Raw genomic sequence first — 22,561 nt, forward strand, 5'->3', positions numbered from 1 at the left:
AAGAGGTTACAGTGCCTAATATTCTGCCTTGGTAACTTGTGATACAAGTCGCATTTCTGGTGCTGAGGATAAATAACCGAACAAGGACTCCCCGTGTTGACCGTGCGCGCCGCCCGAGCCGATGATTTGGGCGCCATCGTGAAGCTGGAACGCTACTGTTTTCCCCCCGAGGTCGCCTTCGGCCGCAGCCGCTGGCACTATCTGCTCAATCAGGCCAAGGGGCGCACCCTGCTGCTGCAAGACGAGAAGGCGCAGGTGATGGGCTATTTGAGCGTGCTGGAGCACAAAGGCTGGGATCGTCTCATCATCCAGACCCTCGCCATCCGCTGGACCGTCCGCCGTCAGGGGTGGGCACGCCGCCTGCTGGAGCAGGTGATCCGGGAAGGGCGCGAGGCCGGCTGGGGGGCTATTCGCCTCGAGGTCGCCGACGCCAACCCAGAAGCCAGGACCCTCTATCAGGGGCTGGGGTTTCGCCCCGGGGTACGGCTGCCCGATTATTACGGGCCCGGCCAGCATGCCCACCGCCTGGTGCTGGCGCTGGGGGATGAGCGGCAGGCGCCATCATGAGTTGCGAGGATTGCCTGGCCACGGCCATCAGGGCCAAGCTTGGGCGCTGCCCGGTCTGCGCCGCCCAGACCTTTCTCATCGGGGTCGTCGGCTGGCTGGTCTGGTGGTGGTGCGGCGCCGATACCTCGGTCAACGCCCTGACCTGCCTGCTGTTTGCGCTGGGGGGCTCGGGTCTCTTCCTGCTGCATCTGGCGGTGTTCGCATGGCGAAAGCTGGGCAAACGCGACATATAACGTGCTGATTTTTCAAGAAGACAAATAACAATGGAGGTTCACATGATTGCAATGGTAACGGGCGCCTCGTCCGGCTTTGGTGAGGCCATCAGCCGCCTGCTGGTGAGCGCTGGCCACCGGGTGATCGGCACCGGGCGCCGCGCCGAACGGCTGGCCGCCCTGGCCGAGGAGCTGGGCGAGCAGTTCCTGCCCCTGGTGTTCGACGTCCAGGACAAGGCTGCCACCCGCGCCGCCATCGAGGGGCTGCCGACCGAATGGCAACAGGTGGACCTGCTGGTCAACAACGCCGGCCTGGCACTGGGGCTGGAGCCTGCCCACAAGGCAGACCTTGAGGACTGGGAGCAGATGATCGCCACCAACATCAGCGGCTTGACCCTGATCACCCGGTTGCTGCTGCCGGGCATGGTGGCGCGCAACCGCGGCCACGTCATCAACATCGGCTCCATCGCAGGGACCTATCCCTATCCGGGCGGCAACGTCTACGGCGCGACCAAGGCGTTCGTGAAGCAGTTCAGCCTCAACCTGCGTGCCGATCTGGCGGGCACGGCGGTGCGTGTCACCAACGTGGAGCCCGGCCTGTGTGGCGGCACCGAGTTCTCCAACGTGCGCTTCCACGGCGACGACGCCAAGGCGGCCACCGTCTATCAGGGGGTGCAGGCCATCCTGCCGGAAGACATCGCCAATACCGTACTCTGGATCAGCGAGCAGCCTGCCCACGTCAACATCAACAGCATCGAGATCATGCCGGTGGCCCAGACCTTCGGTCCGCTCCACATCAGCCGTCGCTGATGTCATGACGAGCCGACTTCTGTCCACAAGAGGCGCCTTCGGGCGCCTTTTTTTGATGGGTCTGGTCGCACTCGTCATGGAATGCAGAATGAGGCGTGCTGTGACCCGTGCTCAGCCGTCGAAAGAGTGGGGTACTCAAGTTGGCCTGCATTTTGCTGTCTTAGGCCCATGGCGGGGAACCCATCCCCGGAGCTGGCGAGGCCGGCAGTGAGCGTGGAGCCTTCATGGATATCAAACCCTATGGTCATCAACTCGCCCAGAGCGCGTCCCAGAACCGTGCCCTGGCGACCCTCAGCGACAGCGACGACAAGCAGAGCGGCTGGTCTCAGCAGGTCAGCCTCTCCAGTCAGGTGCTGACCGGCAAGGCGCAGCAGGCGCTGACCTACGAGCATCTGGCCAGAAACGGCAAGAACACAGTCCTGACCGGTGGCGTCAAGGATGCGCGGGTGCAGCAGATGGTGGACAAGGCCCTGGGCTTTGATCGCAAAAAATTTGACGATCTCGAGCGTCAGCTCAAGGGGATAGCGGATGACAAGACGCTCTCTGCCGAGGAGCGCGAAACGCAGAGCAAGGACCTGTCCGCGCAGCGCGATGCCATGCTCAAGGAGGCCATGGATCGCCTCACCGGCAAATCCGCCTCCCAGGCATGATGTGATTCAAACGGCAATCTTTGGGCGTTAAAGGCAAGGGGTTGCCCCCTTGCCACGGGGCCGGCAGGCAGTGGGAGGCACGGCCTGCCGTGGTCAGGGCTCAGGGACTCTGGGGGGCGATCCCGATGGCGATGGCGGTGGTCTGCACGGCCTTGATCTGGTCCCCCTTGGCGATGAGGGCGAACTGGGCCGGATCCTGCACCTTGAGGGTCAGGGTATGGTCAACCCCCTTGACCCGGATGGTCTGGTGCGCCTTGTCCACGTCGATGACGTCGGCATAGATGGTTACCTGCATGCCGGCGCCGGCAGCAGGTTTCTCCCCGGCGGCCGCCTTGCCCCCTTCCACTTCCACCACCCGTTTTCTCACCCCGGCGGTGCCCTTGAGCAGGGTCAGGTCCAGCAGTTGCAGATATCTCAGGGCCACGACATCTCCCACCTTGAGCTGGGGAAGGTTGGTCACCTCCTCCCCGGCGATCAGATCCAGGGTCTGCCCTTCGGCATTTTTCAGGCTGACCTTGCGGGTGGCCAGGTCGATGGCGGTGACGGTTGCCCTGGCGGTCAGTTCTTCGGCCAGGCTGGCTTGTCCGGGGGCCACGGCCACATGGGTGGTGACCTCGGCGGCATAGAGCAGGGGAGGGGCACAGAGGGTGAGGGCACCCGCAATCCAGGCGTGCTTCAGTTTCATGATAGAGACCCTGTGAGTGGGAAAGGGACCCCGGGAGGGGCTTGAGGGGGCGACGAACTCGTCTTCCCGCTATCACCATAGCAAAGCCGGGCAGGAGCGCCCGGCATCGGCAGGCTGGCATCGTATTTTTGACGACAGGCTCCCGTTTTTGACCTGATGGCTCGGCAGGCGCACAATTCCCCGGCATGCAATCAACCGAGGGCTCTGCCGTGTACAACTTCCAATATGCCAATCCCACCCGCATCTGTTTTGGTGAAGGCCAGATCGCCAGGCTGCCCGAGCTGATCCCGGCCGGCAGCCGTCTGCTGGTGCTCTACGGGGGTGGCAGCATCAAGCAGAACGGGGTCTATGAGCAGTTGACCCAGGCGCTGGCGGGCCGGGAGTGGCTGGAGTTTCCCGGCATCGGCGCCAACCCCCAGTACGATCAGCTGATGGAGGCGGTGGCCCTGGTCAAGCGCGAGCGCATCGACTTCCTGCTGGCGATGGGTGGCGGTTCCGTGGTGGATGGCACCAAGTTCGTGGCCGCCGCGGCCTGCTTCGAGGGGGACGACCCCTGGGAGATCCTGCGGGACAAGGCCTCCATCAAGGGGGCGCTGCCGCTCGGCTGTGTGCTGACCCTGCCGGCCACCGGTTCGGAGAGCAACCCCGCCGCCGTGGTGAGCCGGGGGGAGGCCAAGCTCTCCTTCTACAATCCGCTGGTGCAACCGGTGTTTGCGGTGCTGGATCCCGCCACTACCTACAGCCTTCCGCCGCGCCAGGTGGGCAATGGCGTGGTGGATGCCTTCGTCCACATCCTCGAGCAGTACCTCACCTTCCCGGTGGGGGGCGAGGTGCAGGACCGGCTGGCGGAGGGGCTGCTGCAGGTGCTGGTGGACAACGGTCCGCGAGCGCTGGCGGAGCCCACCAACTACCAGGTGCGCGCCAACCTGATGTGGGCGGCCAGCCTGGCGCTCAACGGCCTCATCGGTCGCGGCGTGCCCCAGGACTGGTCCACCCACGCCATCGGTCACCAGCTCACCGCCCTGCACGGGCTGGATCATGCCCAGAGCCTGGCTGTGGTGTTGCCCTCCCTGCTGCGGGAGCAATCGGCCCAGAAGCAGGAGAAGCTGGCCCAGTTCGCCGAGCGGGTGTGGCACTCCAGCCGCGAGGACAAGGCGCTGCGCATCGAGGAGGCCATCATCCGCACCGAGCAGTTCTTCCAGCAGATGGGGGTGGGTACCCGGCTTGCCGACTACGGGCTGAGCGAGAGCTGCATCCCCGGTATCTGCTCCAACCTCAAGCGTTTCGGGCTGACCGCCCTCGGGGAGCAGCAGGACATCGATCCCGACAAGGTAGCCAGGATCCTGTCCCACGCGCTGTAAGTCATCCTGGCAACCATAGTGGCGCGGATCCTTTCCCTCGCCCTCTGATCACCGGCTGGCCAACGGAAAAGAAAGCGCCCCGATCATCGGGGCGTTTTGCGTGGTGTCGCCGGGCACTGCCGTTTATTCGGCGCTGCGGTCCAGCTCGCGCTCCAGCGCCGCCGCCTTCTGGCGGGCCGGATGGGTATTGAGGCGCTGCCAGTAGGCTTGCAGATGCGGGAACTGGGCCAGCTGGCCGCTCTGGGCCAGCAGATCCACCAGGAAGGAGTTCAGGATGTCGGCGCCGGTGAGGCGATCGGCCACCAGGTAGTGGCGGCTTGCCAGCACCTCATCGAGGTAGCCCAGCACCTTGGTACACTCGGCTTTGGCGTAGTCCGGCAGGAAGCGCATCGGGCTGCCATCCTTGCGCACGAACATATCGAGCAGCAGCGGCAGAATACCGGAGCTCTCGGCGAAGTGGAGCCACTGCAGGTATTCGGGATACTCCGGGCTGTCAGTGGCCGGTGCCAGCCGTTCCGGAGCGTGGCGGGCGATCAGGTATTCGGTGATGGCACCGGATTCCGCCAGCACCCGGCCGTCAAACTCGATGACCGGCGACTTGCCGAGGGGGTGGACGGCCTTGAGCTCGGGCGGCGCCAGGAAGGTGGCGGCATCGCGCTGGTAGGCCTTGATCTCATAGGGCAGGCCCAGCTCTTCAAGCAGCCAGATGATGCGCTGGGAGCGGGATTTGTTCAGGTGGTGCAGGACTATCATGGAAACCTCGACGCAGTGACGGAAGGCGGTGATACGCAGCGCCCCGGCAGCAGGTTCACTTATGGATGAAAAAGAGCGGGCGTGGTGCCCGCTCCTTCGTCGATTGACTCAGGCCTCTAGCGCCTGATCCAGATCCGCCAGTATGTCCTCGATGGCTTCGATTCCCACTGACAGCCGGATCATCTCAGGCTTCACTCCAGCCTTGGCCTGCTCCTCTTCGCTCAACTGGCGATGGGTGGTAGAGGCGGGGTGGCAGGCCAGGGACTTGGCGTCGCCGATGTTGACCAGCCGCTTGAAGATCTTGAGGGTATCGTAGAAGCGCACGCCCGCCTCGTAGCCCCCCTTCAGGCCGAAGGAGAGGATGGCCGAGGGGCGACCGGCCATGTACTTCTCCGCCAGCGGGTAGTGGGGGTGACCCGGCAGACCGGCGTAGCTGACCCAGGCCACCTTGGGGTGATGCCTGAGGTGATGGGCGACCCGCAGGGCGTTGTCCACGTGGCGCTCCATGCGCAGGCTCAGGGTCTCCAGCCCCTGCAGCAGCAGGAAGGCGTTCATGGGAGCCAGGGCCGCGCCCGTGTTGCGCAGCGGCACGGTGCGCACCCGGCCGATGAAGGCCGCCGGGCCGAAGGCCTCGGTGTAGACCACCCCGTGATAAGAAGGCTCGGGTTGGGTCAGTTGGGGGAAGCGCTCGGCGTGATCCGCCCAGGGGAACTTGCCCGAGTCGACGATGACGCCCCCCAGGGAGTTGCCGTGGCCGCCGACATATTTGGTCAGGCTGTGCACCACGATGTCGGCGCCGTGTTCGATGGGTTTGCACAAGACCGGAGTGGCGACCGTGTTGTCGACGATGAGCGGCACGCCGCGGGCGTGGGCGGCCTTGGCCAGGGCGGCGATGTCGACGATGTTGCCCGCCGGGTTGCCGATGCTCTCGCAATAGACCGCCTTGGTCTTGTCGTCGATGAGGGCGGCGATGGCCTCGGCGCTGTCATCCTTGGCGAAGCGCACCTCGACCCCGAAGCTCGGCAGCATGTGGGCGAACAGGGTGTAGGTGCCACCATAGAGCTGGGGGGTGGAGACGATGTTGTCACCGGCGGCGGTCAGCGCCTGGATGGCGTAGGTGATGGAGGCGGAACCCGCCGAGACCACCAAGCCGGCGATCCCCCCTTCAAGGGCGGCCATCCGTTGTTCCAGCACATCGTTGGTGGGGTTCATGATGCGGGTGTAGATGTTCCCCGGTACCGCCAGATTGAACAGATCCGCCCCGTGCTGGGCGCTCTCGAACTCGTAGGCCACCGTCTGGTAGATGGGCACGGCCACCGCCTTGGTGGCGGGATCGCTGGAAAAGCCGTGGTGCAGGGCCAGGGTCGCATCTTTCATCACACACTCCTTGTTGGATGTCACCATTATGGATGGATAGACGTCCAATCTAGCAGTCCTGGCGCCGATGTAAACCACCCATTCCGGCAAAGCAATGCCGGGGGATGGCGGTGACCGGATGGCGCCTGTGACGGCGACCTCAGAGACGGCGGCGATACTCCCTGTCGTCTATCTGGTGCATATCCCACTGCATCAGGCGGTTGAGCTGCACCATGGGATCTTCGACCAGCGTCAGGGGGCGGGGCAGGATCCTCAGGAAGTAGCGACGGAGGGTTTGCTGGATCCGGTTCGGTTTGAGGGGGGTGGCATGGCTCATGATGGTGCTCCTGTGCTGTGGTTCTCACGTTCGCCAGCAGTATTGAGCTAAAATGCGGAAGTAAAAACTGATGACTTTCAGAGACAGGATTTCCTCTTTTATGCCTACCAGCCGCCTTTATCAGCAATTTCAACGGCTCACCCAGCAGCTTGGCTGCGACGAGCGGGAAATCAGCCTCGCCGAGGTGGCGGACTTGCTCTGCTGCACCCCCCGCAATGCCCGCCTGCTGTTGCGCCGCATGGAAGGGCAGGGCTGGCTGTGCTGGACGGCGGAGGCAGGGCGGGGGCGGCGCTCCCGCCTCACCCTGCTCGACAACCAGGAGAGCCTGACCCGGCGCCGATTGCGGGATCTGCTGAGTCAGGGCCAGCTGGCGCAGGCGGTGCGGCTGGCCGAAGATCGCCTCGATCTGCTCACTCCGCTGCTGATCGAGCAGCTCGGCCAGGCCACCCGGGAGGGGCGCCAGATCCTGCGGGTGCCCTACTACCGGCCGCTGCCGCGCCTGCTGCCCACCGCGCCCTTGCGCCGCTCCGAAATTCACCTGAGCCGCCAGATCTTCAACGGTCTGACCCGGCGAAACGAGGAAAATGGGGAAATCGAGGGGGATCTCGCCCACTACTGGGAGTATCTGGCCCCCTGTCACTGGCGCTTCTATCTGCGCCCCGTGGTGCGTTTTCACCATGGCCGCGAACTGGTGGTGGAGGATGTGATGGAGAGCCTGCAGGCCTTGCGGGATCGCCCGCTGTTCGCCCATCTGGCACGGCTGGAGAGCCGCTGGCCGCGCACCCTGGATATCCATCTCGACAGCCCGGATCCTCTGCTGCCGCACCTGCTGGCCGAGCCGGTGGCGGCCATCCTGCCGCGGGAGCTCAAGGGGGAGGCGAATTTCGCCCTGCAGCCGGTGGGCACCGGCCCCTATCGGGTGAGCACCAACGACCCGCTGCACCTGTGCCTCGAAGCATTTGACGACTATTTCGGGCTGCGGGCCCTGCTCGACGAGATCGACATCTGGATGCTGCCGGAGCTGGCGGAACGGCTGGAGAGCCACGTCAGGCTGGGCAGCGACACCCCGGAGCTTGGTTCCATGCGCGGGGAGTCCGAACTCGAGTCGGGCTGCTACTTCCTGCTGCAGGACGACAGATCGGCCCCCCTGCAGGACCCGGCCCTGCGCCAGTGGCTGACCCGGCTGCTCAACCCCATCGCCCTGATGGCCCGGGTGGCGCCCGAGCTGCAGCGGGGCTGGACCAGCGCTCTGGGTCTCCTGCCCCACTGGCGCGAGAGCCTGCCTCTTCCCGAGTCCGGCCCGGTCAGCCTGCCAGCGCGGCTGGTACTGGCCTGCTTCAACCAGCATCTGGAGTTCAACGAGTGCGCCAGCGCCATGAGCAGCCTGCTGGCAGAGCAGGGGATCCAGCTCGAGGTGCGTACCCTGGACTACGGCCGCTGGGTGAGCGGGGAGGATGAAGATGTGGATCTCTGGTTCGGCACCCTCAACCTGGAGCATGAGCACGCCTTCGCCCCTTACGCCTGGCTTCAGGGCACCCCCTTGCTGCGCCGGGTGTGGGGCGGCCAGCAGGCCCTGTGGCAGGGATTGACGCAGTGGCGCGCCCATGGTGAAGAGCCCGGCCCCCGCGCCCTGCTGGCCGAGGTGCAGCGCCAGAGCTGGTTCGTGCCGCTGTTTCACCACTGGCTGGAGCTGGAGAGCCGGGTCGGCGTGCACGGTGTGCGCATGACGGCCCTTGGCTGGTTCGATTTTCGCAGCGCCTGGTTAAAGCCCGAACAGGTGGCGCAGGGGCCGGAAACCGGCGGTGGCTCTCACCCCCAGGCAGGGACGCTTGAGTCGGACGGGTTGGCGCGCTAGCCTGTGCGCGGTCCTACGACAAGGAGTCGACTTCCATGCTGGAAATGCAGATCCAACCCCGTTTTCAAGAGACGGACGCCCTCGGCCACATCAACAACACGGTGCCGGCGGTCTGGTTTGAATCGGCCCGTGATCCCCTGTTTCGCCTCTTCTCGCCCGAGCTGGATGTGCATGACTGGCATCTGATCATCGCGGGCTACACGGTGCAATTCAAACGGGAGCTGTTCTATGGCCAGATGGTGTCGATCAAGACCGGCGTGCGGCGTATCGGTACCAGCTCCTTCACGCTCTGGCAGGAAGCCTGGCAGGGCGGCGAGCTGGCGGTGACCGCCGAGACGACCCTGATCCATTTTGACTACCGGACCCGGCAGTCCATCCCTTTGAGCGAGGCTCACCGGGAGGGACTGAGGGTCTGGCTGGTAGAGAGTTAATCCGGCCTTCGGGCCCACCACAGGACACTTATGCGCACAACCGCGATCGCCCTGAGCCTCGGCTTGGGACTGGGACTCTGCTCCCTGCCTTCATTCGCCGCCTCCCTGGCCGAGCAGTTCACCCTGATGGAGAAGGGGGCCGACAGCGCCCTCGATACCCGCTTGTTCAGCCACGATGGCGTTGACATCAAGGCCTGGGTCGACGGCACGCCCGTCATCATCGCCGTGCCCATCCTGAACGAGCAGGGCAAACAGGAAGGGGAGAGCCGTTACTACTTCAAGGGCGGCAAGCTGTTCGGGGTGAAGGAGCCCGCCGCCCAGTTCGCCTTCGATGACAGTGGCAAGCTGACCCAGTGGCTGGACGACAAGGGGCAGCCTGCGGAGTTTGTCAGCAAGATGAGCATGCAGCAGCGGGAAGCCTGGCTGACCAGACGGGCGGCCGAGCTGGGCGGGTTGTTTGCGCCGAGCACCGCCGAGGAGAAGGCTGACAAGGGGGGCGTCAAGCTCAAGGGGGCCGAGCTCGCCCAGTGGCTCTGCAATGGCAAGCTGATGGCGCTTGCCGGAGGTGACAAGGTGACCTTCGAGCCGGCCAAACTCAAGAGGAGTGCAGAGGGCATCAAGGGAGAAGTTTCCCTGCGCCAGGAGAAGGGGTGGCAGGATCTCTGCCTCACCTGCGAGGTGCAGGGCAACCGGGTGACTCGCCTCACCTGGCAGCCGCTGCCGGGTGCCAACAAGCCGCAGTAAGGGCGGCAGCGTCAAAGAATGGGGGCCCACTTGCGGGCCCCTTTTTCATGCCGGTTACTGCTCGCCCAGGGTGAGCCGGGTGAGGGCCTCCACCCGTCGCCACTGACCGGGCTCGAACCAGCGTGCCAGGATCTCTGGCTGCTGGCTGACCCGGGCCTCGGCAGGCAGGGGCCTGATCTCGGCCAGATAGCCGGCCAGCTGCTGCTCGAACCCCTGCTGGCTCTCTGCCAGCTGGAGCAACCGGTCTGCCGCCTCCGGTCCCAACTGTTCGCGCAGTGCGGCGTCACGCCCGGCTGCGGGGAGTTGTTCCAGAGCCTGCAGATCGCCGAGCAGGCGGCTGTTGGCCTCCGCCTCCCGAAACCACTGGGGCTGCTCCGCCAGCCAGAGCTCCAGCTCACTCGCCAGCAGCGGCTTGTCGGTATCGCTGGACTCCACCAGCGCCTTGCGGCGCAGGGTCCACTGCTCCATCAGCCTGTCCTCGGCAAACAGCTGCTCCTGCTCGGCCGGGGAGAAACGTTGCCTGCGCAACTGCTCGCGCTCGTCGAACAGCTTCTGCAAGCTGGCGAGGCCCGGATCCGCCGGCACCGTCAGGCTGCCCTCAGCCGCGAGAAAGGCTTCATGGCGGGCCTGCAGCGAGGACTTATCCGACGGCGGTGCGACCTGCCTGACCAGAGGGGAAGCGGGCCCGGCATGTTGCGGCGAAGGGGCGGTTGCGTCAGCGGAGGGCCAATACTGCCAGCCCCCCAGCAGCAGGGCCGCCGCCAGCGGAGCAGCCATCAGCCATGCCCTGTTCATAGTCCCAGCCTCTGCAGGCGGTTGGCGTGCTGGCGATAGAGGTTGACCGGGTCTGTCTCGAACAGGTGGCGAATGCCGAACGACTGGTTCACCTCGTCCAGATGGTTCATGCGGTAGTGGGTGCCGATCACCTTGCCGAGGTGGCTGCTGCACACCCCGACCAGGCCGTCACTGGGCTCCTTGAAGAAGCTGCCGGTCAGCGCCAGCGCCGGATCCACCGGATCCAGGATGTTGGTCATGTTGCCGCGCCCGCTCCAGGAGAAGTAGTAGACGCCGTTGTCGGCCAGGAGCGGCCCCTCGCCGCAATGCTGGCTCGGCAGCCCTTCCGGATAGCGCTGGTTGAAGCGCTGGGCGCCGGTGCTGGTGAGGGCGTCGAGGGCGGCGAGGGGATCCTGCGGCAGCTGGCTGCCCCCGGAGAGCAGCGAGATGACCCCGGACAGGGCCGAGGCGGCGGCCACCGCCAGACCTTCGGCCGCTGAGCCCGGCGTCACCTTGGCCCGCACCAGGTCGGCGATCTCAGAGCCATGGTTGACCCCGCCCACGCTGGTGGCGGAAGCGACCAGCTCGGGGGCGACCGAAGCGACGTAGCGAATGGTGGGGCCACCGTGAGAGTGGCCGATGAGGTTCACCTTCTCCGCCCCCGTGATGGCGAGCACCTGCTGCACCTGCTTGAGCAGCTGTTCACCGCGCAGCTCCGAGCTCTGGGTGGCGGAGACCTGGGCCACGTAAACCTTGGCGCCATCCCGGGTCAGGGCCTGGGGGATGCCGTAGAAGTAATCGACCCCGAGCAGCTTGTCGAAACCGAACAGACCGTGCACCAGCACTATGGGGTAGCGGGTCTGGGTATAACCGGCCCCCTGACCCAGCATGGGCAGGGCGCACAACAGCATCAATAGCCATCTTTTCATCTTCACCGTCCTTGCGAAAAAACCGGCTGCATTCTGGTCGTCACCGGAGGTCGTCACCGGGGCAGCCACTGGCCTCATGCCAGTACCGGCAGCATGGTGGCTGAACTCAAATGTATCTGTGGATGGGATCACTAAACCGGGGATTGCAGAAAAACCCTACCCATATGGGCAAAAAAGGCGGCACCAACTATTCCTTGTGTCTGCTCATCAAATAAGTTAAATGATAATTGTTATCATTTGAGTGGTCGAGTCATGACGGGAACCTGGGTGAAGGGGTGGGTCGGTACCACCGGAGCGGACAGCAGCATGGCGCACTGGAAGGCGCAGACCCTGAGTGGCAACCGCCATTTCGATGCGGGGGAGTACGCCAGGGCGCTCGACTGCTATCAGCAGGCGCTGTGGCTTGCCCGCCAGCAGTTTGCCGACTGGCACGATGCCGACGAAGCGGTGGCGGCCCTGGTGGTGGCCCATCACAACCTGGCGGATCTGCTGGTGGCCATGACCCTGCCGGATCGGGCCGCCGACCTGCTGTGTCACATCCATGATTGCCTTCTGGCCACCAGCCAGTCCCCCACCAGTTCCGCTGCCCTGCGGGAGGCGGCTGTTCGCCACGCCCGCAGCACCCGTACCGAGCTGCTCGCCTTTCTGGGCAAACACGGCAACCACGACGGCATCCGCCGCTGCCTCGGTCAGTGCCTGTGCCAGACCGAGTCCGCTCGCCAACTGCATTAATCACAATAAACAGAGGTGACCATGAGCCATACCCTGCCAGCCCTTGCCTATGCCTATGACGCGCTGGAACCCCACATCGATGCGCTGACCATGGAGATCCATCACAGCCGTCACCATCAGGCCTACATCAACAACCTCAATGCCGCCCTGGCCGATCTCCCCGAGCTGGCGGTGCTGCCGGTGGAGGAGCTGCTTACCCGCTTCGACAGCCTGCCGGCTCAGGTTCTGGGGGCGGTGCGCAATCACGGCGGCGGCCACGCCAACCACAGCCTGTTCTGGCAGGTGATGAGTCCGCAGGGCGGCGGCGAGCCGGACGGCGAGCTGGCCGCGGTGATGGAGCGGGATCTGGGTGGGCTGGAGGCCTTCAAGCAGGCCTTTACCCAGGCGGCGTTGAGCCGTTTTGGCAGCGGCTGGGCCTGGCTGGTGGTCGATGGGCGCGGCAAGTTGCAGGTGGTGAGCAGCGCGAACCAGGACAGCCCCCTGATGGAGGGGCTCACCCCCATACTCGGGCTGGATGTGTGGGAGCATGCCTACTACCTCAAGTACCAGAACAAGCGTCCCGACTACATAGCCGCGTTTTACAACGTGATCGACTGGGATGAGGTGGCACGGCGTTACGTGGCGGCAAGGGCCTGATCGCCGGAAATACCGAGCCCAATAAAAGAGACCCGCCTGTTGGCGGGTCTCTGCTATTGAGGGGTCGGCGCGCTGCCAGTGGCCGGCGCCGCGCTGGCGGCAGCCGGATTATCCACGGGCGTAGCTTCGCTCGGCACGGCTGCGCTGGTGGCTGGTGCACCGCTGGCTGCGGCCGCCGCACGGGTGGCTGTTGCAGCGCTCACTGCCGCTGCCGATTTGGCCTTCGGCTGATGAGGGGGTGGTGCAATGGGCAGGCAGGGCTGGCTCGCGCCTATGGTGCTCAACGCCTGGCAGGGGACCGGGCCGCCGATGACGATGGGCTCTCCGAGGAACTTGGGACCCTTGTCCAGCACGTAGAGGTCCAGCAGCCCCATCAGGCGGGCGAACACCTCGCGCACCCGGGTCTTGATGCCCTGATAGGCGCTGGGATCCACGGCGTTGAAGCCGACCGCCTCGATGCCGAAATGGCGGGCGATGAAGATGGCACGCTCGTTGTGAAAGGCCTGGGAGACCACGGTGAAGTGGGCCTGACCGAACACCTCCTTGGCACGCACGATGGAGTCCAGAGTCCGAAACCCGGCGTAGTCGCTGTAGATGGCGCTGGCCGGAATGCCGGCCTGGATCAGGGCCCGCCGCATCTGGCGCGGTTCGTTGTACTGCACGGTGGCGTTGTCGCCGGAGACCAGGATGTAGTCCACCTTGCCGTTGTTGTAGAGCTCGGCGGCGGCCTTGATCCGGTACTTGAAGTAGTGGTTCGGGCTGCCGCCAATCAGGTATTTGGAGGTGCCGAGCACCAGGGCGACCCGGTTATAGGGCACCGCGTTGACGTCGTCGTAGGTGTAGTGACGGGCGTCCGAGACGGTCCACTCGCTGTAGCCAAGCAGGGCGGCGATGGAGGCCAGCAACAGGCAGAGGCAGGCGAGCAGGATCTTGGCAAACTTCTTCATGCGCAGTGCGGTTCGGGTCTGAAGTAAGAGAAGACAGGGGGCCATTCTATTACAAGTTGTTGTGGCGCGTCAGGTTTGATGGCGGCGCAGGGTCTCACTCGGGCAGAGGTTGTCGCAGCGCGCGCCAGGATCCCGGGCTTATCAAACGGCGCCATAAACAAGGGGCGGCCATGGCCGCCCCTTGTCATCGTCGTCTCGTCCTCAGTGGGAGGAGTCGTTGGCCTTGCACTCGTCGGAGTCCTTGTTGGCTTCCCACCAGGGCAGCAGCTCGCGGCCGAGCCACTGCTGGTAGGCCTCGCTGCCATTGGCAATCAGCTGGTCCAGCTCGGCTTCGAAGGCGCTCATGGCCTGCTCTCGATCCGGGCCTCGCAGGGCCTGGGCCATGGCCAGCCAGCTGGCGCCGCGACCGGTCTCGTTCAGGAAGCGGTGCACCGTGTAGGACCAGGAGTAGACCATCTCGCCGCCCTTGTCGTAATCCAGATGCAGGATGTCGGCCAGGGTCGGACGATCGCTGGCCGGGCGGCCGGCGACGTTGTCCAGACCGCGGGCGAAGCACTGGCCGTGGGCGACGAACTCCGCCAGCCCTTCCGACCACCAGGTGGTGCGGTTGAGCGGGTAGTGGCCGAAGCTGCCGTACTGGTTGAAGCGGCCGTCCAGGTAGTGCACATACTCGTGGCGCAGGTTCCACACCTGGAATGCAGGGCGCTTCCACTCCGCCTCATAGGCGAAGAAGCGGGCCTGGTTGCTGGGGCGAGCCGGATCCCCTTCGAGGTAGATGCCGCCGTTGTCGGTGGAGACGCCGCCAAACAGAGCACTGCCGTAGCGTTTCCAGTCGGCAGAGGAGTTGAAGAGCACCAGTTCCAGCGCCTCGTTGTGATCGTCCGCCACCGGCTGCCAGCCAGTTTCCATCTGCTGGTGGAACTGCTGCTCTTCGGCGCCCAGTTCACGGCAGATCCCCTCGGCCTGGCTCATGGTCAGATCCTGGGCTCGCAGGCGCAGGGTCGGCGAGCAGGTGTGCTCGAACGGCAGCACGTCCTCCACCCGGACAGGGGTGCAGAGCCCGGCGAAGTCGCCGCTGATGCAGGCTTCGCTGGTGCGGTCCGTGTAGGTCAGGTAGTAGGTGGAGAGGGTCAGCGACATGTCTTCCAGCAGGTCCTGACTCTGCTGGCCACCGGGGATCAGGTCGTGGTGGCGAACAAGGGCGATGACGGAGTCATCCAGCAGCTTGCGGTAGCCGTCGAGCTCGTCCGGGCGGGTATAGCGGGCGACCCGGTAGAGGCGGGTGTAGGCATCCAGCACGTTGTTGAGCAAGAACAGATCGGCGCCATCCCGCCCTTTCCACAACGCGAGTTCGCTCATGCCGAGGGCGTGCAGCTGCTTGCGCAGCTCGCCATCCTGCTGGCGGAAGTCGTTGGCGAAGGGATCGCTGTAGTCGCTGGCGAAGTCGAGGAAGTTGAGCAGATCGAACAGGCCTGTCGCCCAGGCGTGCTGGCCGTTGATCTCGCTGGCATGGCGGGTGGCGTAGGCCAGCATCTGGTTGAACTCGCCGAGCATGGTACCAAAGCGGCTCTGTACTGCCGGGCTCTTGAACTGGCCGTGCAGGGCGATGCTCCAGGCGCCCATGATGGCACCAACCTCGTCGCTGGCCTGCTCCGGGTAGAGCAGCGGATGGGCGCCGAGCGCGGTCAACGCCTCGGCCAGTGCCTCGGCGGCGGCCGGGCCGTCTTCCTTGTGCTTGCCGTAGTTGTGGTAGTTGTGGGCTCGCACGTATTCCAGCAGCAGCTTCATGGCCGGATGGGCCGGCTGATTGGCCGCCAGCAGCTTGGTGTCATCGTGACCATAGTTCTCCTGCCAGACCGGGGCGGGCTGGCCACTGGCATCCTGCACTATCTTGGCCGCTTCGGCGTCCAGCAGTTCGGTGCCCGGCAGATCCGGCTCGGAGCAGGCGCGGCCGTCGGCACGGCGACAGTCGAGCTGCTCTTCCTTGCTGGCCAGCACGATGGGGCGGTTGAGCACCCGGCTCTCCTGCCACTCGGTTGTTTCCGGCAGGGTCTGCCATTCGCTGCCCCCCACCGGGTATTGATAGCCGGTGTCCTTCAAGACCACCTGCACTTCGCTGCCCGCAGGCAGGGTCTGACGGCATACCCGGTAGCTGATGGTCTTGTCCCCTTCCTGACGGGTCTGGGGTTCATCGCACCCCTGCTGGGCCTTGATCTCGTCCAGCAGCCAGGTGTACTGGCGCCAGACGTGCAGCTCGCTCACCTGTTTGGCGGCCTGGCTGCCCGCGATGGGCTGCAGGCGGAAGAAGATCTGCTCGAGGCGACCATCCCGTTCGTTGGGGGTCTCTTCCAGCACCTTCAATTGCTGCCAGTTTTGCGGCTGGTACTGCCATGCCTGCTCGGCGCAGCGACCTTCGGCGTTGAGCTCACAGCGATCCAGCTCCTGCTCGCTGTGACCCAGAATGACCCGCTCAGCCAGCGGCAGACGATCCTGACGCGGCGCGGTCGGGGTGCCCGCCAGCGGCTCCCAGCGGCCCTGCTTCATGCCGTAACCATAGTCATAGCTGCTGGCCGGGATGGTCTTGCCGGCCGGTACCACCTCTTCACAGCTGAGGTAGCGGATCTGCCAGCCCTGCTCGATCTTGAGTTGCGGCTCGCCGCACTGCTGCTCTGCCAGCGCACCAGGTTGGCATCGCGCCAGTCGAAGCGGCGATACACCCTCAACTGCTGATAAGGGGCGTCGCCGCTGCGGGCGCTCAGTTCAAAGGTCACTTCGGTGAGACGATCCCCCAGCTGACGGCTGGATTCGCCTTTGAGTTGATACTGTTGCCAGTCGGAGGGGGAGTAGTTAGCCAGCGCCGAGGTGGCGAGCAGGCCTGGGGCTGCCAGGAGCAGCAGCCGGGGAGAGAGGTGCTTCATCATGATCCCTTTGGTGGATGGAGAGGCGTGGGGACCAGAGAGGGTATTAGGCTCCAAAGGAATATCAATTGGCCAGATGGCGCAGCGGAATGATGCATTCGGGAGCAAACAACACAAAAACAGCCCCAAAAGGGGCTGTGTTGATAGCAAGGACTCCGCCCCATATGGGGGAGGCGTCACTCCTCTTGTCGCAAGCTGCGGGCGAGCAGGGTGCGGGAGGGTTTCAGATTGCCGCCGAGATCCGGCCAGGGATGCCACTGGTCCGGCACCATGAAGCCGGGTAACGACACCCTGATCCAGGCGGCCAGTTCGGCAGGGGAGGCCGGTTCGCCATGCCAGTCGATGAAGGCGGCGGGCCTATGCCCCCACTCGTCGCTCGGCACCGGCACCACCAGGGCCTGGGCCACGGCGGGGTGATCCACCAGCCGCTGCTCTATGGTCTCGGGCTGGATGTTCTCCCCTCCCGAGATGAAGAGGTTGTCGAGCCGCCCCTCCACCACCAGATCGCCCCCCGGAGTGAGGCGGCCCTTGTCCCGGGTGTGGAACCAACCCTCTTCATCGAGGGGGCGGACCAGCTCGCCCTCCCTGAAATAGCCGGCAAACAGGGTCTCACCGCGCACGCAGATCTCCCCCTGGCGGATGCAGACCTCCCGCCCCGGCAGCGGGCGACCCACCACGCCGGCGGCGCAGGGTTGCCCGGTGCAGACCTGGCTGCCCATCTCGGAGAGGCCATAGCTCACCTTGGGCTCCAGCCCCAGAGCGGTCAGCCGGTTGACCAGGGGCGCCGGGATGGCGGCGCCACCGAGCAGCAGCTCTCGCACTCGGGTGCGGGATGGGTCGAACCCCTGTGCCAGCAGGCGCCAGAGCTGGGTCGGCACCAGCGAGAGGTGGGTGATGGGCTGATCCTCGAGCCGCGCCTTGAGGGGCCGGGTGCGATCGTCCAGCATCAGGGCGGCTCCCGCCAGGAAGACCCGAAACAGGATAGCGTAACCGCCGACGTGAAACAGTGGCAGGGAGAGCAGCCAGCCACAGGCTTCGTCCAGGGGGATCAGGGTGGCGGAACCCCGGGCCGAGGCGAGGTGGTTGGCGAGGCGGTGGACCACCGCCTTGGGGGTACCGCTGGATCCCGAGGTGAGGATCATGTTGTTAGGCTGGTCGGGTACCAGCGGGGACTCCCCATCTGCGGCCAGCTCGCCCGTGAAGTCGAGGCTGAGGGCTTGCCAGTCGCCCGCCGGGATCTCGCCTGCCGACCAGAATGCCCGGGCCTCGAGCTGGCTCGCCAGTTCGCTGTGTCTGGTTGCCGGAAAGGCGGGATTGAGGGGGCAGAAGACGATGCCGCTGCGCACGCAGGCCCAGGCCAGCAACACATCCTCCAGGGCGCCGCGCACCACGGCGGCGAGATGATCTCCCCGTTCCAGCCCGGCCCGGGCGAGCTGATTGCACAGGTTGTTGAGGCGCAGGTCGAGGCGCTGGTAGCTAAGAGGCTCCCCGCTGTGGATGGCAATGCGATGAGGGGCCAGTGTCGCCCAGCGTCGTACCGGGCAGGTTTCCTGCCGTGGGATCTGACGGGTCACCATGGGTCAGTCACGGTGAAACAGGGGGTCCATCCTGCCCGGATCGGGTTGCCCTTGCTTGTCCAGCAGATCCCTGGCCAGCCAGCGGCGGGTATCGAGGCCAGGGGCCTGATCCGGCGCCCACTCCCCTGCGAGGCGGGCGAGCTGGCCGAGGCCGAGACCGGACTCGAAACAGGAAGAGACGATCACCTTGAGCTTCAGTTCGCGAGCGCGGGCTACCAGGGCCTCGCTGTTGGCCAGGGCGCCGAGCAGGGTCGGCTTGAGCACCAGGGCGCGCAGTTGCGGGATGGGCTCCCAGGGCTTGCCCTGAGCCAGCAGTTCGTCCAGCGCCACCGGCATGCCGGTGTGGCTGGCGACGAAGGCGATGTCCTCGAAGTCGGCGCACAGATCTTCGAGGTATTCGATGCGATTAGGATCCAGGTGGCCGCAGAAGGCCCAGGCCTCCTCGCGGGTCCAGCCCTGGTTGGCGTCCAGGACCAGCTTGAGGTTGGGGCGCCGATCGAGCAGCAGCCGGATCAGCGCCAGCTCGTCGCGCATGGGGTAGCGGGCTACCTTCAGCTTGGCCTTGAGGGGTGTCTCGTGCAGCCACTGCTTCCAGTTCTTGAGCAGCTCCTGGGGGGAGCCCTGGATCAGCGGATAGGGCTCGGGCAGGGGGGCACCCTGCTCGGGCCAGCTACGACGGGCGCAGTCGAGCCCGAACTGCACCGAGGGCAGCTGTGGCGTCGGGGTCTGTCCCCGCGCCAGCTGCGCCAGACAGTCGAGGGCCTCGTCCTGGGCGTCGGCCAGGGTCTCTTTGGAAAATCCTGGCAGGGGGGCTATCTCCCCCCAGCCATCGTCGATGCGTACCAGCAGGCCCTCGCGCGCTACCTGCAACTGACCGTGAAAGGCCAGGGGCTGGGTAAAGGGCAGTTGGTAGCGGTAGAGGGCGAGTGTCATCAGGGGTTCCGCTTGTATTTGGAGAAGTCGGGACGGCGTTTCTCGTTGAATGCGTTGCGCCCTTCCTGACCCTCTTCGGTCATGTAGAACAGCATGGTGGCATTGCCTGCCAGCTCCTGCAAACCGGCCTGGCCGTCGCAGTCGGCGTTGAGGGCCGCCTTCAGGCAGCGCAGGGCCATGGGGCTGTGTTGCAGCATCTCGCGGCACCAGCGCACGGTTTCACGCTCCAGCTCGGCCAGGGGCACGACGGTGTTGACCAGCCCCATGTCGAGGGCCTGTTTGGCGTCGTAGAGGCGGCAGAGGAACCAGATCTCCCGAGCCTTCTTCTGGCCGACGATGCGGGCCATGTAGGAGGCGCCCCAGCCGCCGTCGAAGGAGCCCACCTTGGGGCCGGTCTGGCCGAACTGGGCGTTGTCGGCGGCGATGGTCAGGTCGCACATCATGTGCAGCACGTGGCCGCCACCGACGGCGTAGCCAGCCACCATGGCCACCACGGGTTTGGGGCAGGTACGGATGTCACGCTGGAAGTCGAGCACGTTGAGGTGATGGGTGCCTTCATCGTCCTTGTAACCACCGTAGTCGCCGCGGATCTTCTGGTCGCCGCCGGCGCAGAAGGCCTTCTCGCCGAAGCCGGTGAGGATGATGGAGCCGACCTTGTCGTCGTAGCGGGCATCGGCCAGGGCTTGCAGCATCTCTTTCACGGTACGGGGGCGGAAGGCGTTGCGCACCTGGGGACGGTTGATGGTGATCTTGGCAATGCCCTCTGGGGACTTGTGATAGAGGATGTCCTCGTAACCGGCGGAGCAGTCGTGCCACTCGACAGGGGCATAGAGCTCGGCTTCCGTCATTGCTTCAATCATGGATCTTCTCTTCTGGTTGGTGAGCCCACTCCCGCAGGAGCCGGGCAAAGGTATCGGGCTGGCTTGTGTGCAGATTGTGTCCGCCATCCAGAGCCAAGTGTTTGATATTGCAGCCTTGCTTTACCAACTGGCAAGCGAGGGCATGGAATTTGTGATCCCGGTTGCCGGAGATCCACTGCACCGGCAGCCGGGTATCCCGAAGCCAGGGGGCGAGATCCGGCTGCCGCCCCAGGGACGTGGCCCTCAGCATGGCGGCCACGGCCTTGCCGTCGTTGCCAAGGCGGCGTGCGGCCTGGCGGGTGCGGGCATCGTCGTCCAGGTCGGCGAAGACGCCCTGGCGGTACCAGTCGGCAAGCACCCGGGTCAGGGGCTCGCACTCGAAACGCCGGGCCCAGGCTTCATCGTGAGCGATGCGGGCCGGACGTTCACCGGCAGGCAGCCCGGGGTGGCAGTTCTCCAGCAGCAGGGCCTGCAACCCCGCCGGGGAGTGGCTGGCGTGATGAAGCGCGAGCCGCCCCCCCAGCGAATACCCCACCAGCCGGTAGTGGGCGATATCCCGAGCGACCAGCTCGTCGCAGAGCCAGCGATGGGCCTCGTCAAAGCCGCTCACCCGCAGTGCCCGGTTGCGGCCGTGGCCCGGCAGATCCAGGGCATGGCACGGGACGCCGGGCAGGGCCTGGATGACAGGTCGCCAGTCGTCGGCGTCCCCCAGCAGGCCGTGCAGCAGCACCAGCGACGCGGCGGGATCAGAGACCACGGATAGCGGCTCCCAGTGCCTTGAGATCCTCGGCGACTTCACTGCTCGGTACCTTGATTTCAATCAGGGTTACCCCGTTTTTCAGGGCTGCGGCATAGTCCCGCTCAAATGCGTCGAGGGTGGTGGGGGCCCGGTAGTGCAGGCCGAACATGGCGGCGGCGTGCTCGAAGTGCAGGCCGTGGGGCAGGCAGTAGTAGGTCTCCAGCAGGGCGTCCTGGGTGGGCACAGGCAGCATGCGGAAGATGCTGCCGCCGTCGTTGTTGAGCAGGATCACCACCAGGGGGCGGCTCCCCTTGCCGAGCAGCGCCAGGCTGTTGAGATCGTGCAGGGCGCTGAGATCCCCGAGCAGCAGGGTGGTGGGCTCGCGACTGTCAGGCGGGACCGACTGTGCGAAGCCGTATGCGGTGGCGATAAGGCCATCGATGCCGGAGGCGCCGCGGTTGGTCATCACCCGGCTGGGGCCCTTGCCCACCTCGCCCAGCATGTCCATCAGCCGGGCCGGCATGCTGTTGCCGACGAACAACTGACCCTGGATGAGCTGATTCAGGCGGTGGCACACCCCGAGCTCCGAGAAGCGATCACAGGCGGTGCGGATCTGCTGGCTGATGGCCTGCTGGCGCGCGGCCAACTGGTGCCAGGGCTGCTGCGAATGGGGGATTGGATGGGCGGCCGCAAAGGCGGCGGGGTCGCACACCAGGCGACGGCGCAGCCGATAGTCGGGGTCGAGGCGTGCCGGCTGCGGGTCCACCAGCCAGTAATCCTGCCAGGGGTGTTGTTTGATGAACTGGCCGAGGCGCTTGGAGATGAGGCGAGCGCCGAATTGCAGCAGTACCTCGGCGCGGGCCAGCTCGGCCACGAAGTCGCTGTGTTGCAGGGCGAGATCCGTGTGGACGAGGTTGCGATCATCGAAGCGGATCTGGCTTTGCAGATCCGCCAGCAGGGGCCAGCCGAGGCGGTCTGCCAGCTCGGCCACCGCCTTGCCTTGCACCGGATCCTGGATGCGCCCGGCGACGATGACACCGCGCTTGCCCTTCAGCTCATCCCAGTCCGGTTGGGCGGGGCAGCCCGGCTCGCCCACCAGCCAGGGGCTCCAGGGCTTGGCCGAGTGCAACCAGTCGCCGAGGGGCGCCAGGTAATCGGAAAAGTCCAGATAGTGGTCGCCGGGGTAGAGGGGCTCGGGGTACATGCAGTTGAAGTGCACCGGCCCCGGGGTGTGCGCCTGTCGGGCCAGGGCCTGATCCACCGAGCTCAGCACGAAGGCCGCCGGAATGGCGGGAGTGGGGCTCGGCAGATTTTGCTGATAGACGGGGTAGCGACCGAAGATCCCCGGCTGATCGATGGCCTGGTTGGCCCCGTTGTCGATGAGCTCGGGTGGCCTGTCGGCAGAGAGAATGATGAGCGGGACCCCGGTGAGCTGGGCTTCCGCCACCGCGGGCCAGAGGTTGGCCACCGCAGTGCCCGAGGTCATGATCACCGCCACCGGGCGGCCGCTCCCCTTGGCCAGCCCCAGCGCCATGAAGCCCAGACCCCGCTCGTCGAAGTGCAGATGGCGGCGAAAGCCCGGGTGGGCTGCGGCGGCCATGGTGAGCGGCGCCGAGCGGGAGCCGGAGGCCAGGGCGATGTCGCGTACGCCGAGGCGAAAGAGCTCTTCCAGCAAGAGGGAGGACCAGACATGGTTGAAGGTGGCGTGATGGCTGGCAAAGGCGTGATGCGCGGACACGTGGCTGGCGGACATGA

General features: G+C 65.6%; 22 protein-coding genes and 1 pseudogene. 10 read left to right on the top strand and 13 right to left on the bottom strand.

The window, feature by feature from the left end:
• The first annotated feature begins 93 nt into the window (after nucleotides 1-93).
• From PG892_RS08155 to PG892_RS08170, 4 genes are all read left to right on the top strand, one after another.
• Nucleotides 94-567, top strand: a complete 474-nt coding sequence (locus PG892_RS08155) for a GNAT family N-acetyltransferase (RefSeq protein WP_103259406.1) — start codon at nucleotides 94-96, stop codon at nucleotides 565-567.
• A complete protein-coding gene (locus tag PG892_RS08160) occupies nucleotides 564-800 on the top strand; it encodes a DUF3624 domain-containing protein (RefSeq protein WP_223915360.1) in 237 nt (78 codons plus the stop codon). Before PG892_RS08155 ends, PG892_RS08160 begins: the two co-directional genes overlap by 4 nt.
• Before the next feature lie 42 nt (nucleotides 801-842).
• Nucleotides 843-1,589, top strand: coding sequence for an SDR family oxidoreductase (locus tag PG892_RS08165; protein WP_042864524.1), 747 nt, complete (start codon nucleotides 843-845; stop codon nucleotides 1,587-1,589).
• 224 nt (nucleotides 1,590-1,813) lie between these two features.
• Entirely contained in the window at nucleotides 1,814-2,239 is a 426-nt protein-coding gene (locus PG892_RS08170; RefSeq protein WP_109112403.1) for a hypothetical protein, read from the top strand.
• 100 nt (nucleotides 2,240-2,339) lie between these two features.
• On the opposite strand, the gene PG892_RS08175 is transcribed toward PG892_RS08170, so the two are convergent.
• Entirely contained in the window at nucleotides 2,340-2,924 is a 585-nt protein-coding gene (locus tag PG892_RS08175) for a hypothetical protein (protein WP_041212267.1), read from the bottom strand.
• Nucleotides 2,925-3,109: 185 nt separating this feature from the next.
• Here PG892_RS08175 and PG892_RS08180 point away from each other — a divergent pair, with 185 nt between their 5' ends.
• A complete protein-coding gene (locus tag PG892_RS08180; RefSeq protein WP_160836807.1) occupies nucleotides 3,110-4,285 on the top strand; it encodes an iron-containing alcohol dehydrogenase in 1,176 nt (391 codons plus the stop codon).
• A 123-nt stretch (nucleotides 4,286-4,408) separates the two neighbouring features.
• Here PG892_RS08180 and PG892_RS08185 read toward each other — a convergent pair whose 3' ends face one another.
• The 3 genes from PG892_RS08185 to PG892_RS08195 form a co-directional block, all read right to left on the bottom strand.
• Nucleotides 4,409-5,038, bottom strand: coding sequence for a glutathione S-transferase family protein (locus tag PG892_RS08185; RefSeq protein ID WP_223915359.1), 630 nt, complete (start codon nucleotides 5,036-5,038; stop codon nucleotides 4,409-4,411).
• A 108-nt stretch (nucleotides 5,039-5,146) separates the two neighbouring features.
• On the bottom strand, nucleotides 5,147-6,415 hold the full coding sequence (locus PG892_RS08190) for an O-acetylhomoserine aminocarboxypropyltransferase/cysteine synthase family protein (RefSeq protein ID WP_223915358.1): 1,269 nt from the start codon (nucleotides 6,413-6,415) through the stop codon (nucleotides 5,147-5,149).
• A gap of 139 nt (nucleotides 6,416-6,554) precedes the next feature.
• Nucleotides 6,555-6,731, bottom strand: coding sequence for a hypothetical protein (locus PG892_RS08195; protein ID WP_080767934.1), 177 nt, complete (start codon nucleotides 6,729-6,731; stop codon nucleotides 6,555-6,557).
• Between the two features lie 100 nt (nucleotides 6,732-6,831).
• Between PG892_RS08195 and sgrR the strand changes: the two genes are divergently transcribed.
• From sgrR to PG892_RS08210, 3 genes are read left to right on the top strand one after another with little or no spacing between them, the layout of a single operon-like run.
• Nucleotides 6,832-8,586: an HTH-type transcriptional regulator SgrR gene (gene sgrR / locus PG892_RS08200; RefSeq protein WP_223915357.1), complete on the top strand. Its 1,755-nt coding sequence runs from the start codon at nucleotides 6,832-6,834 to the stop codon at nucleotides 8,584-8,586.
• 35 nt (nucleotides 8,587-8,621) lie between these two features.
• Nucleotides 8,622-9,017, top strand: a complete 396-nt coding sequence (locus PG892_RS08205; RefSeq protein WP_010672731.1) for an acyl-CoA thioesterase — start codon at nucleotides 8,622-8,624, stop codon at nucleotides 9,015-9,017.
• 30 nt (nucleotides 9,018-9,047) lie between these two features.
• Nucleotides 9,048-9,761 carry a hypothetical protein gene (locus tag PG892_RS08210; protein WP_010672732.1) on the top strand — a complete coding sequence of 238 codons (714 nt, stop codon included), beginning with the start codon at nucleotides 9,048-9,050 and terminating at the stop codon, nucleotides 9,759-9,761.
• Nucleotides 9,762-9,815: 54 nt separating this feature from the next.
• Here PG892_RS08210 and PG892_RS08215 read toward each other — a convergent pair whose 3' ends face one another.
• Together PG892_RS08215 and PG892_RS08220 are read right to left on the bottom strand one after the other, a co-directional pair.
• Complete coding sequence (locus tag PG892_RS08215; protein WP_223915356.1) at nucleotides 9,816-10,556, bottom strand: lipase secretion chaperone; 741 nt, start codon at nucleotides 10,554-10,556, stop codon at nucleotides 9,816-9,818.
• Nucleotides 10,553-11,464 (bottom strand): esterase/lipase family protein, encoded by a 912-nt coding sequence (locus PG892_RS08220; protein ID WP_223933276.1) that lies wholly within the window; start codon nucleotides 11,462-11,464, stop codon nucleotides 10,553-10,555. Before PG892_RS08220 ends, PG892_RS08215 begins: the two co-directional genes overlap by 4 nt.
• A gap of 306 nt (nucleotides 11,465-11,770) precedes the next feature.
• On the opposite strand from PG892_RS08220, the gene PG892_RS08225 reads away from it, so the two are divergent.
• Together PG892_RS08225 and PG892_RS08230 are read left to right on the top strand one after the other, a co-directional pair.
• A complete protein-coding gene (locus tag PG892_RS08225; protein WP_223933292.1) occupies nucleotides 11,771-12,196 on the top strand; it encodes a hypothetical protein in 426 nt (141 codons plus the stop codon).
• 21 nt (nucleotides 12,197-12,217) lie between these two features.
• Nucleotides 12,218-12,832, top strand: a complete 615-nt coding sequence (locus PG892_RS08230) for a superoxide dismutase (protein ID WP_223933274.1) — start codon at nucleotides 12,218-12,220, stop codon at nucleotides 12,830-12,832.
• A gap of 53 nt (nucleotides 12,833-12,885) precedes the next feature.
• On the opposite strand, the gene PG892_RS08235 is transcribed toward PG892_RS08230, so the two are convergent.
• From PG892_RS08235 to menD, 7 genes and pseudogenes are all read right to left on the bottom strand, one after another.
• The gene (locus PG892_RS08235; protein ID WP_223933272.1) at nucleotides 12,886-13,824 is read right to left on the bottom strand and encodes a SanA/YdcF family protein; all 939 of its coding nucleotides are present in this window, start codon (nucleotides 13,822-13,824) and stop codon (nucleotides 12,886-12,888) included.
• 156 nt (nucleotides 13,825-13,980) lie between these two features.
• Nucleotides 13,981-16,697 (bottom strand): annotated as a pseudogene (locus PG892_RS08240) (collagenase).
• 176 nt (nucleotides 16,698-16,873) lie between these two features.
• Complete coding sequence (menE, locus tag PG892_RS08245; protein WP_223933270.1) at nucleotides 16,874-18,274, bottom strand: o-succinylbenzoate--CoA ligase; 1,401 nt, start codon at nucleotides 18,272-18,274, stop codon at nucleotides 16,874-16,876.
• A gap of 3 nt (nucleotides 18,275-18,277) precedes the next feature.
• Entirely contained in the window at nucleotides 18,278-19,207 is a 930-nt protein-coding gene (menC, locus tag PG892_RS08250) for an o-succinylbenzoate synthase (RefSeq protein WP_223933268.1), read from the bottom strand.
• Nucleotides 19,207-20,067 carry a 1,4-dihydroxy-2-naphthoyl-CoA synthase gene (gene menB, locus PG892_RS08255; RefSeq protein WP_039039779.1) on the bottom strand — a complete coding sequence of 287 codons (861 nt, stop codon included), beginning with the start codon at nucleotides 20,065-20,067 and terminating at the stop codon, nucleotides 19,207-19,209. The genes menC and menB overlap by 1 nt, the downstream gene beginning before the upstream one ends.
• Complete coding sequence (menH, locus tag PG892_RS08260; RefSeq protein ID WP_223933266.1) at nucleotides 20,060-20,824, bottom strand: 2-succinyl-6-hydroxy-2,4-cyclohexadiene-1-carboxylate synthase; 765 nt, start codon at nucleotides 20,822-20,824, stop codon at nucleotides 20,060-20,062. The genes menB and menH overlap by 8 nt, the downstream gene beginning before the upstream one ends.
• The gene (gene menD, locus PG892_RS08265; protein WP_203763979.1) at nucleotides 20,814-22,559 is read right to left on the bottom strand and encodes a 2-succinyl-5-enolpyruvyl-6-hydroxy-3-cyclohexene-1-carboxylic-acid synthase; all 1,746 of its coding nucleotides are present in this window, start codon (nucleotides 22,557-22,559) and stop codon (nucleotides 20,814-20,816) included. Before menD ends, menH begins: the two co-directional genes overlap by 11 nt.
• Between the last annotated feature and the right edge of the window lie 2 nt (nucleotides 22,560-22,561).

Source organism: Aeromonas sp. QDB68 (assembly GCF_027707405.1).
GTDB classification, from domain to species: domain Bacteria; phylum Pseudomonadota; class Gammaproteobacteria; order Enterobacterales; family Aeromonadaceae; genus Aeromonas; species Aeromonas caviae.

Excerpts from the sequence above, each read along its gene's own strand:
- PG892_RS08160 (WP_223915360.1), top strand. The coding sequence starts at position 564 with ATGAGTTGCGAGGATTGCCTGGCCACGGCCATCAGGGCCAAGCTTGGG.
- PG892_RS08165 (WP_042864524.1), top strand. The coding sequence starts at position 843 with ATGATTGCAATGGTAACGGGCGCCTCGTCCGGCTTTGGTGAGGCCATC.
- PG892_RS08170 (WP_109112403.1), top strand. The coding sequence starts at position 1,814 with ATGGATATCAAACCCTATGGTCATCAACTCGCCCAGAGCGCGTCCCAG.
- PG892_RS08175 (WP_041212267.1), bottom strand. The coding sequence starts at position 2,924 with ATGAAACTGAAGCACGCCTGGATTGCGGGTGCCCTCACCCTCTGTGCC.
- PG892_RS08180 (WP_160836807.1), top strand. The coding sequence starts at position 3,110 with ATGCAATCAACCGAGGGCTCTGCCGTGTACAACTTCCAATATGCCAAT.
- PG892_RS08185 (WP_223915359.1), bottom strand. The coding sequence starts at position 5,038 with ATGATAGTCCTGCACCACCTGAACAAATCCCGCTCCCAGCGCATCATC.
- PG892_RS08190 (WP_223915358.1), bottom strand. The coding sequence starts at position 6,415 with ATGAAAGATGCGACCCTGGCCCTGCACCACGGCTTTTCCAGCGATCCC.
- PG892_RS08195 (WP_080767934.1), bottom strand. The coding sequence starts at position 6,731 with ATGAGCCATGCCACCCCCCTCAAACCGAACCGGATCCAGCAAACCCTC.
- sgrR (WP_223915357.1), top strand. The coding sequence starts at position 6,832 with ATGCCTACCAGCCGCCTTTATCAGCAATTTCAACGGCTCACCCAGCAG.
- PG892_RS08205 (WP_010672731.1), top strand. The coding sequence starts at position 8,622 with ATGCTGGAAATGCAGATCCAACCCCGTTTTCAAGAGACGGACGCCCTC.
- PG892_RS08210 (WP_010672732.1), top strand. The coding sequence starts at position 9,048 with ATGCGCACAACCGCGATCGCCCTGAGCCTCGGCTTGGGACTGGGACTC.
- PG892_RS08215 (WP_223915356.1), bottom strand. The coding sequence starts at position 10,556 with ATGAACAGGGCATGGCTGATGGCTGCTCCGCTGGCGGCGGCCCTGCTG.
- PG892_RS08220 (WP_223933276.1), bottom strand. The coding sequence starts at position 11,464 with ATGAAAAGATGGCTATTGATGCTGTTGTGCGCCCTGCCCATGCTGGGT.
- PG892_RS08225 (WP_223933292.1), top strand. The coding sequence starts at position 11,771 with ATGGCGCACTGGAAGGCGCAGACCCTGAGTGGCAACCGCCATTTCGAT.
- PG892_RS08230 (WP_223933274.1), top strand. The coding sequence starts at position 12,218 with ATGAGCCATACCCTGCCAGCCCTTGCCTATGCCTATGACGCGCTGGAA.
- PG892_RS08235 (WP_223933272.1), bottom strand. The coding sequence starts at position 13,824 with ATGGCCCCCTGTCTTCTCTTACTTCAGACCCGAACCGCACTGCGCATG.
- menE (WP_223933270.1), bottom strand. The coding sequence starts at position 18,274 with ATGGTGACCCGTCAGATCCCACGGCAGGAAACCTGCCCGGTACGACGC.
- menC (WP_223933268.1), bottom strand. The coding sequence starts at position 19,207 with ATGACACTCGCCCTCTACCGCTACCAACTGCCCTTTACCCAGCCCCTG.
- menB (WP_039039779.1), bottom strand. The coding sequence starts at position 20,067 with ATGATTGAAGCAATGACGGAAGCCGAGCTCTATGCCCCTGTCGAGTGG.
- menD (WP_203763979.1), bottom strand. The coding sequence starts at position 22,559 with ATGTCCGCCAGCCACGTGTCCGCGCATCACGCCTTTGCCAGCCATCAC.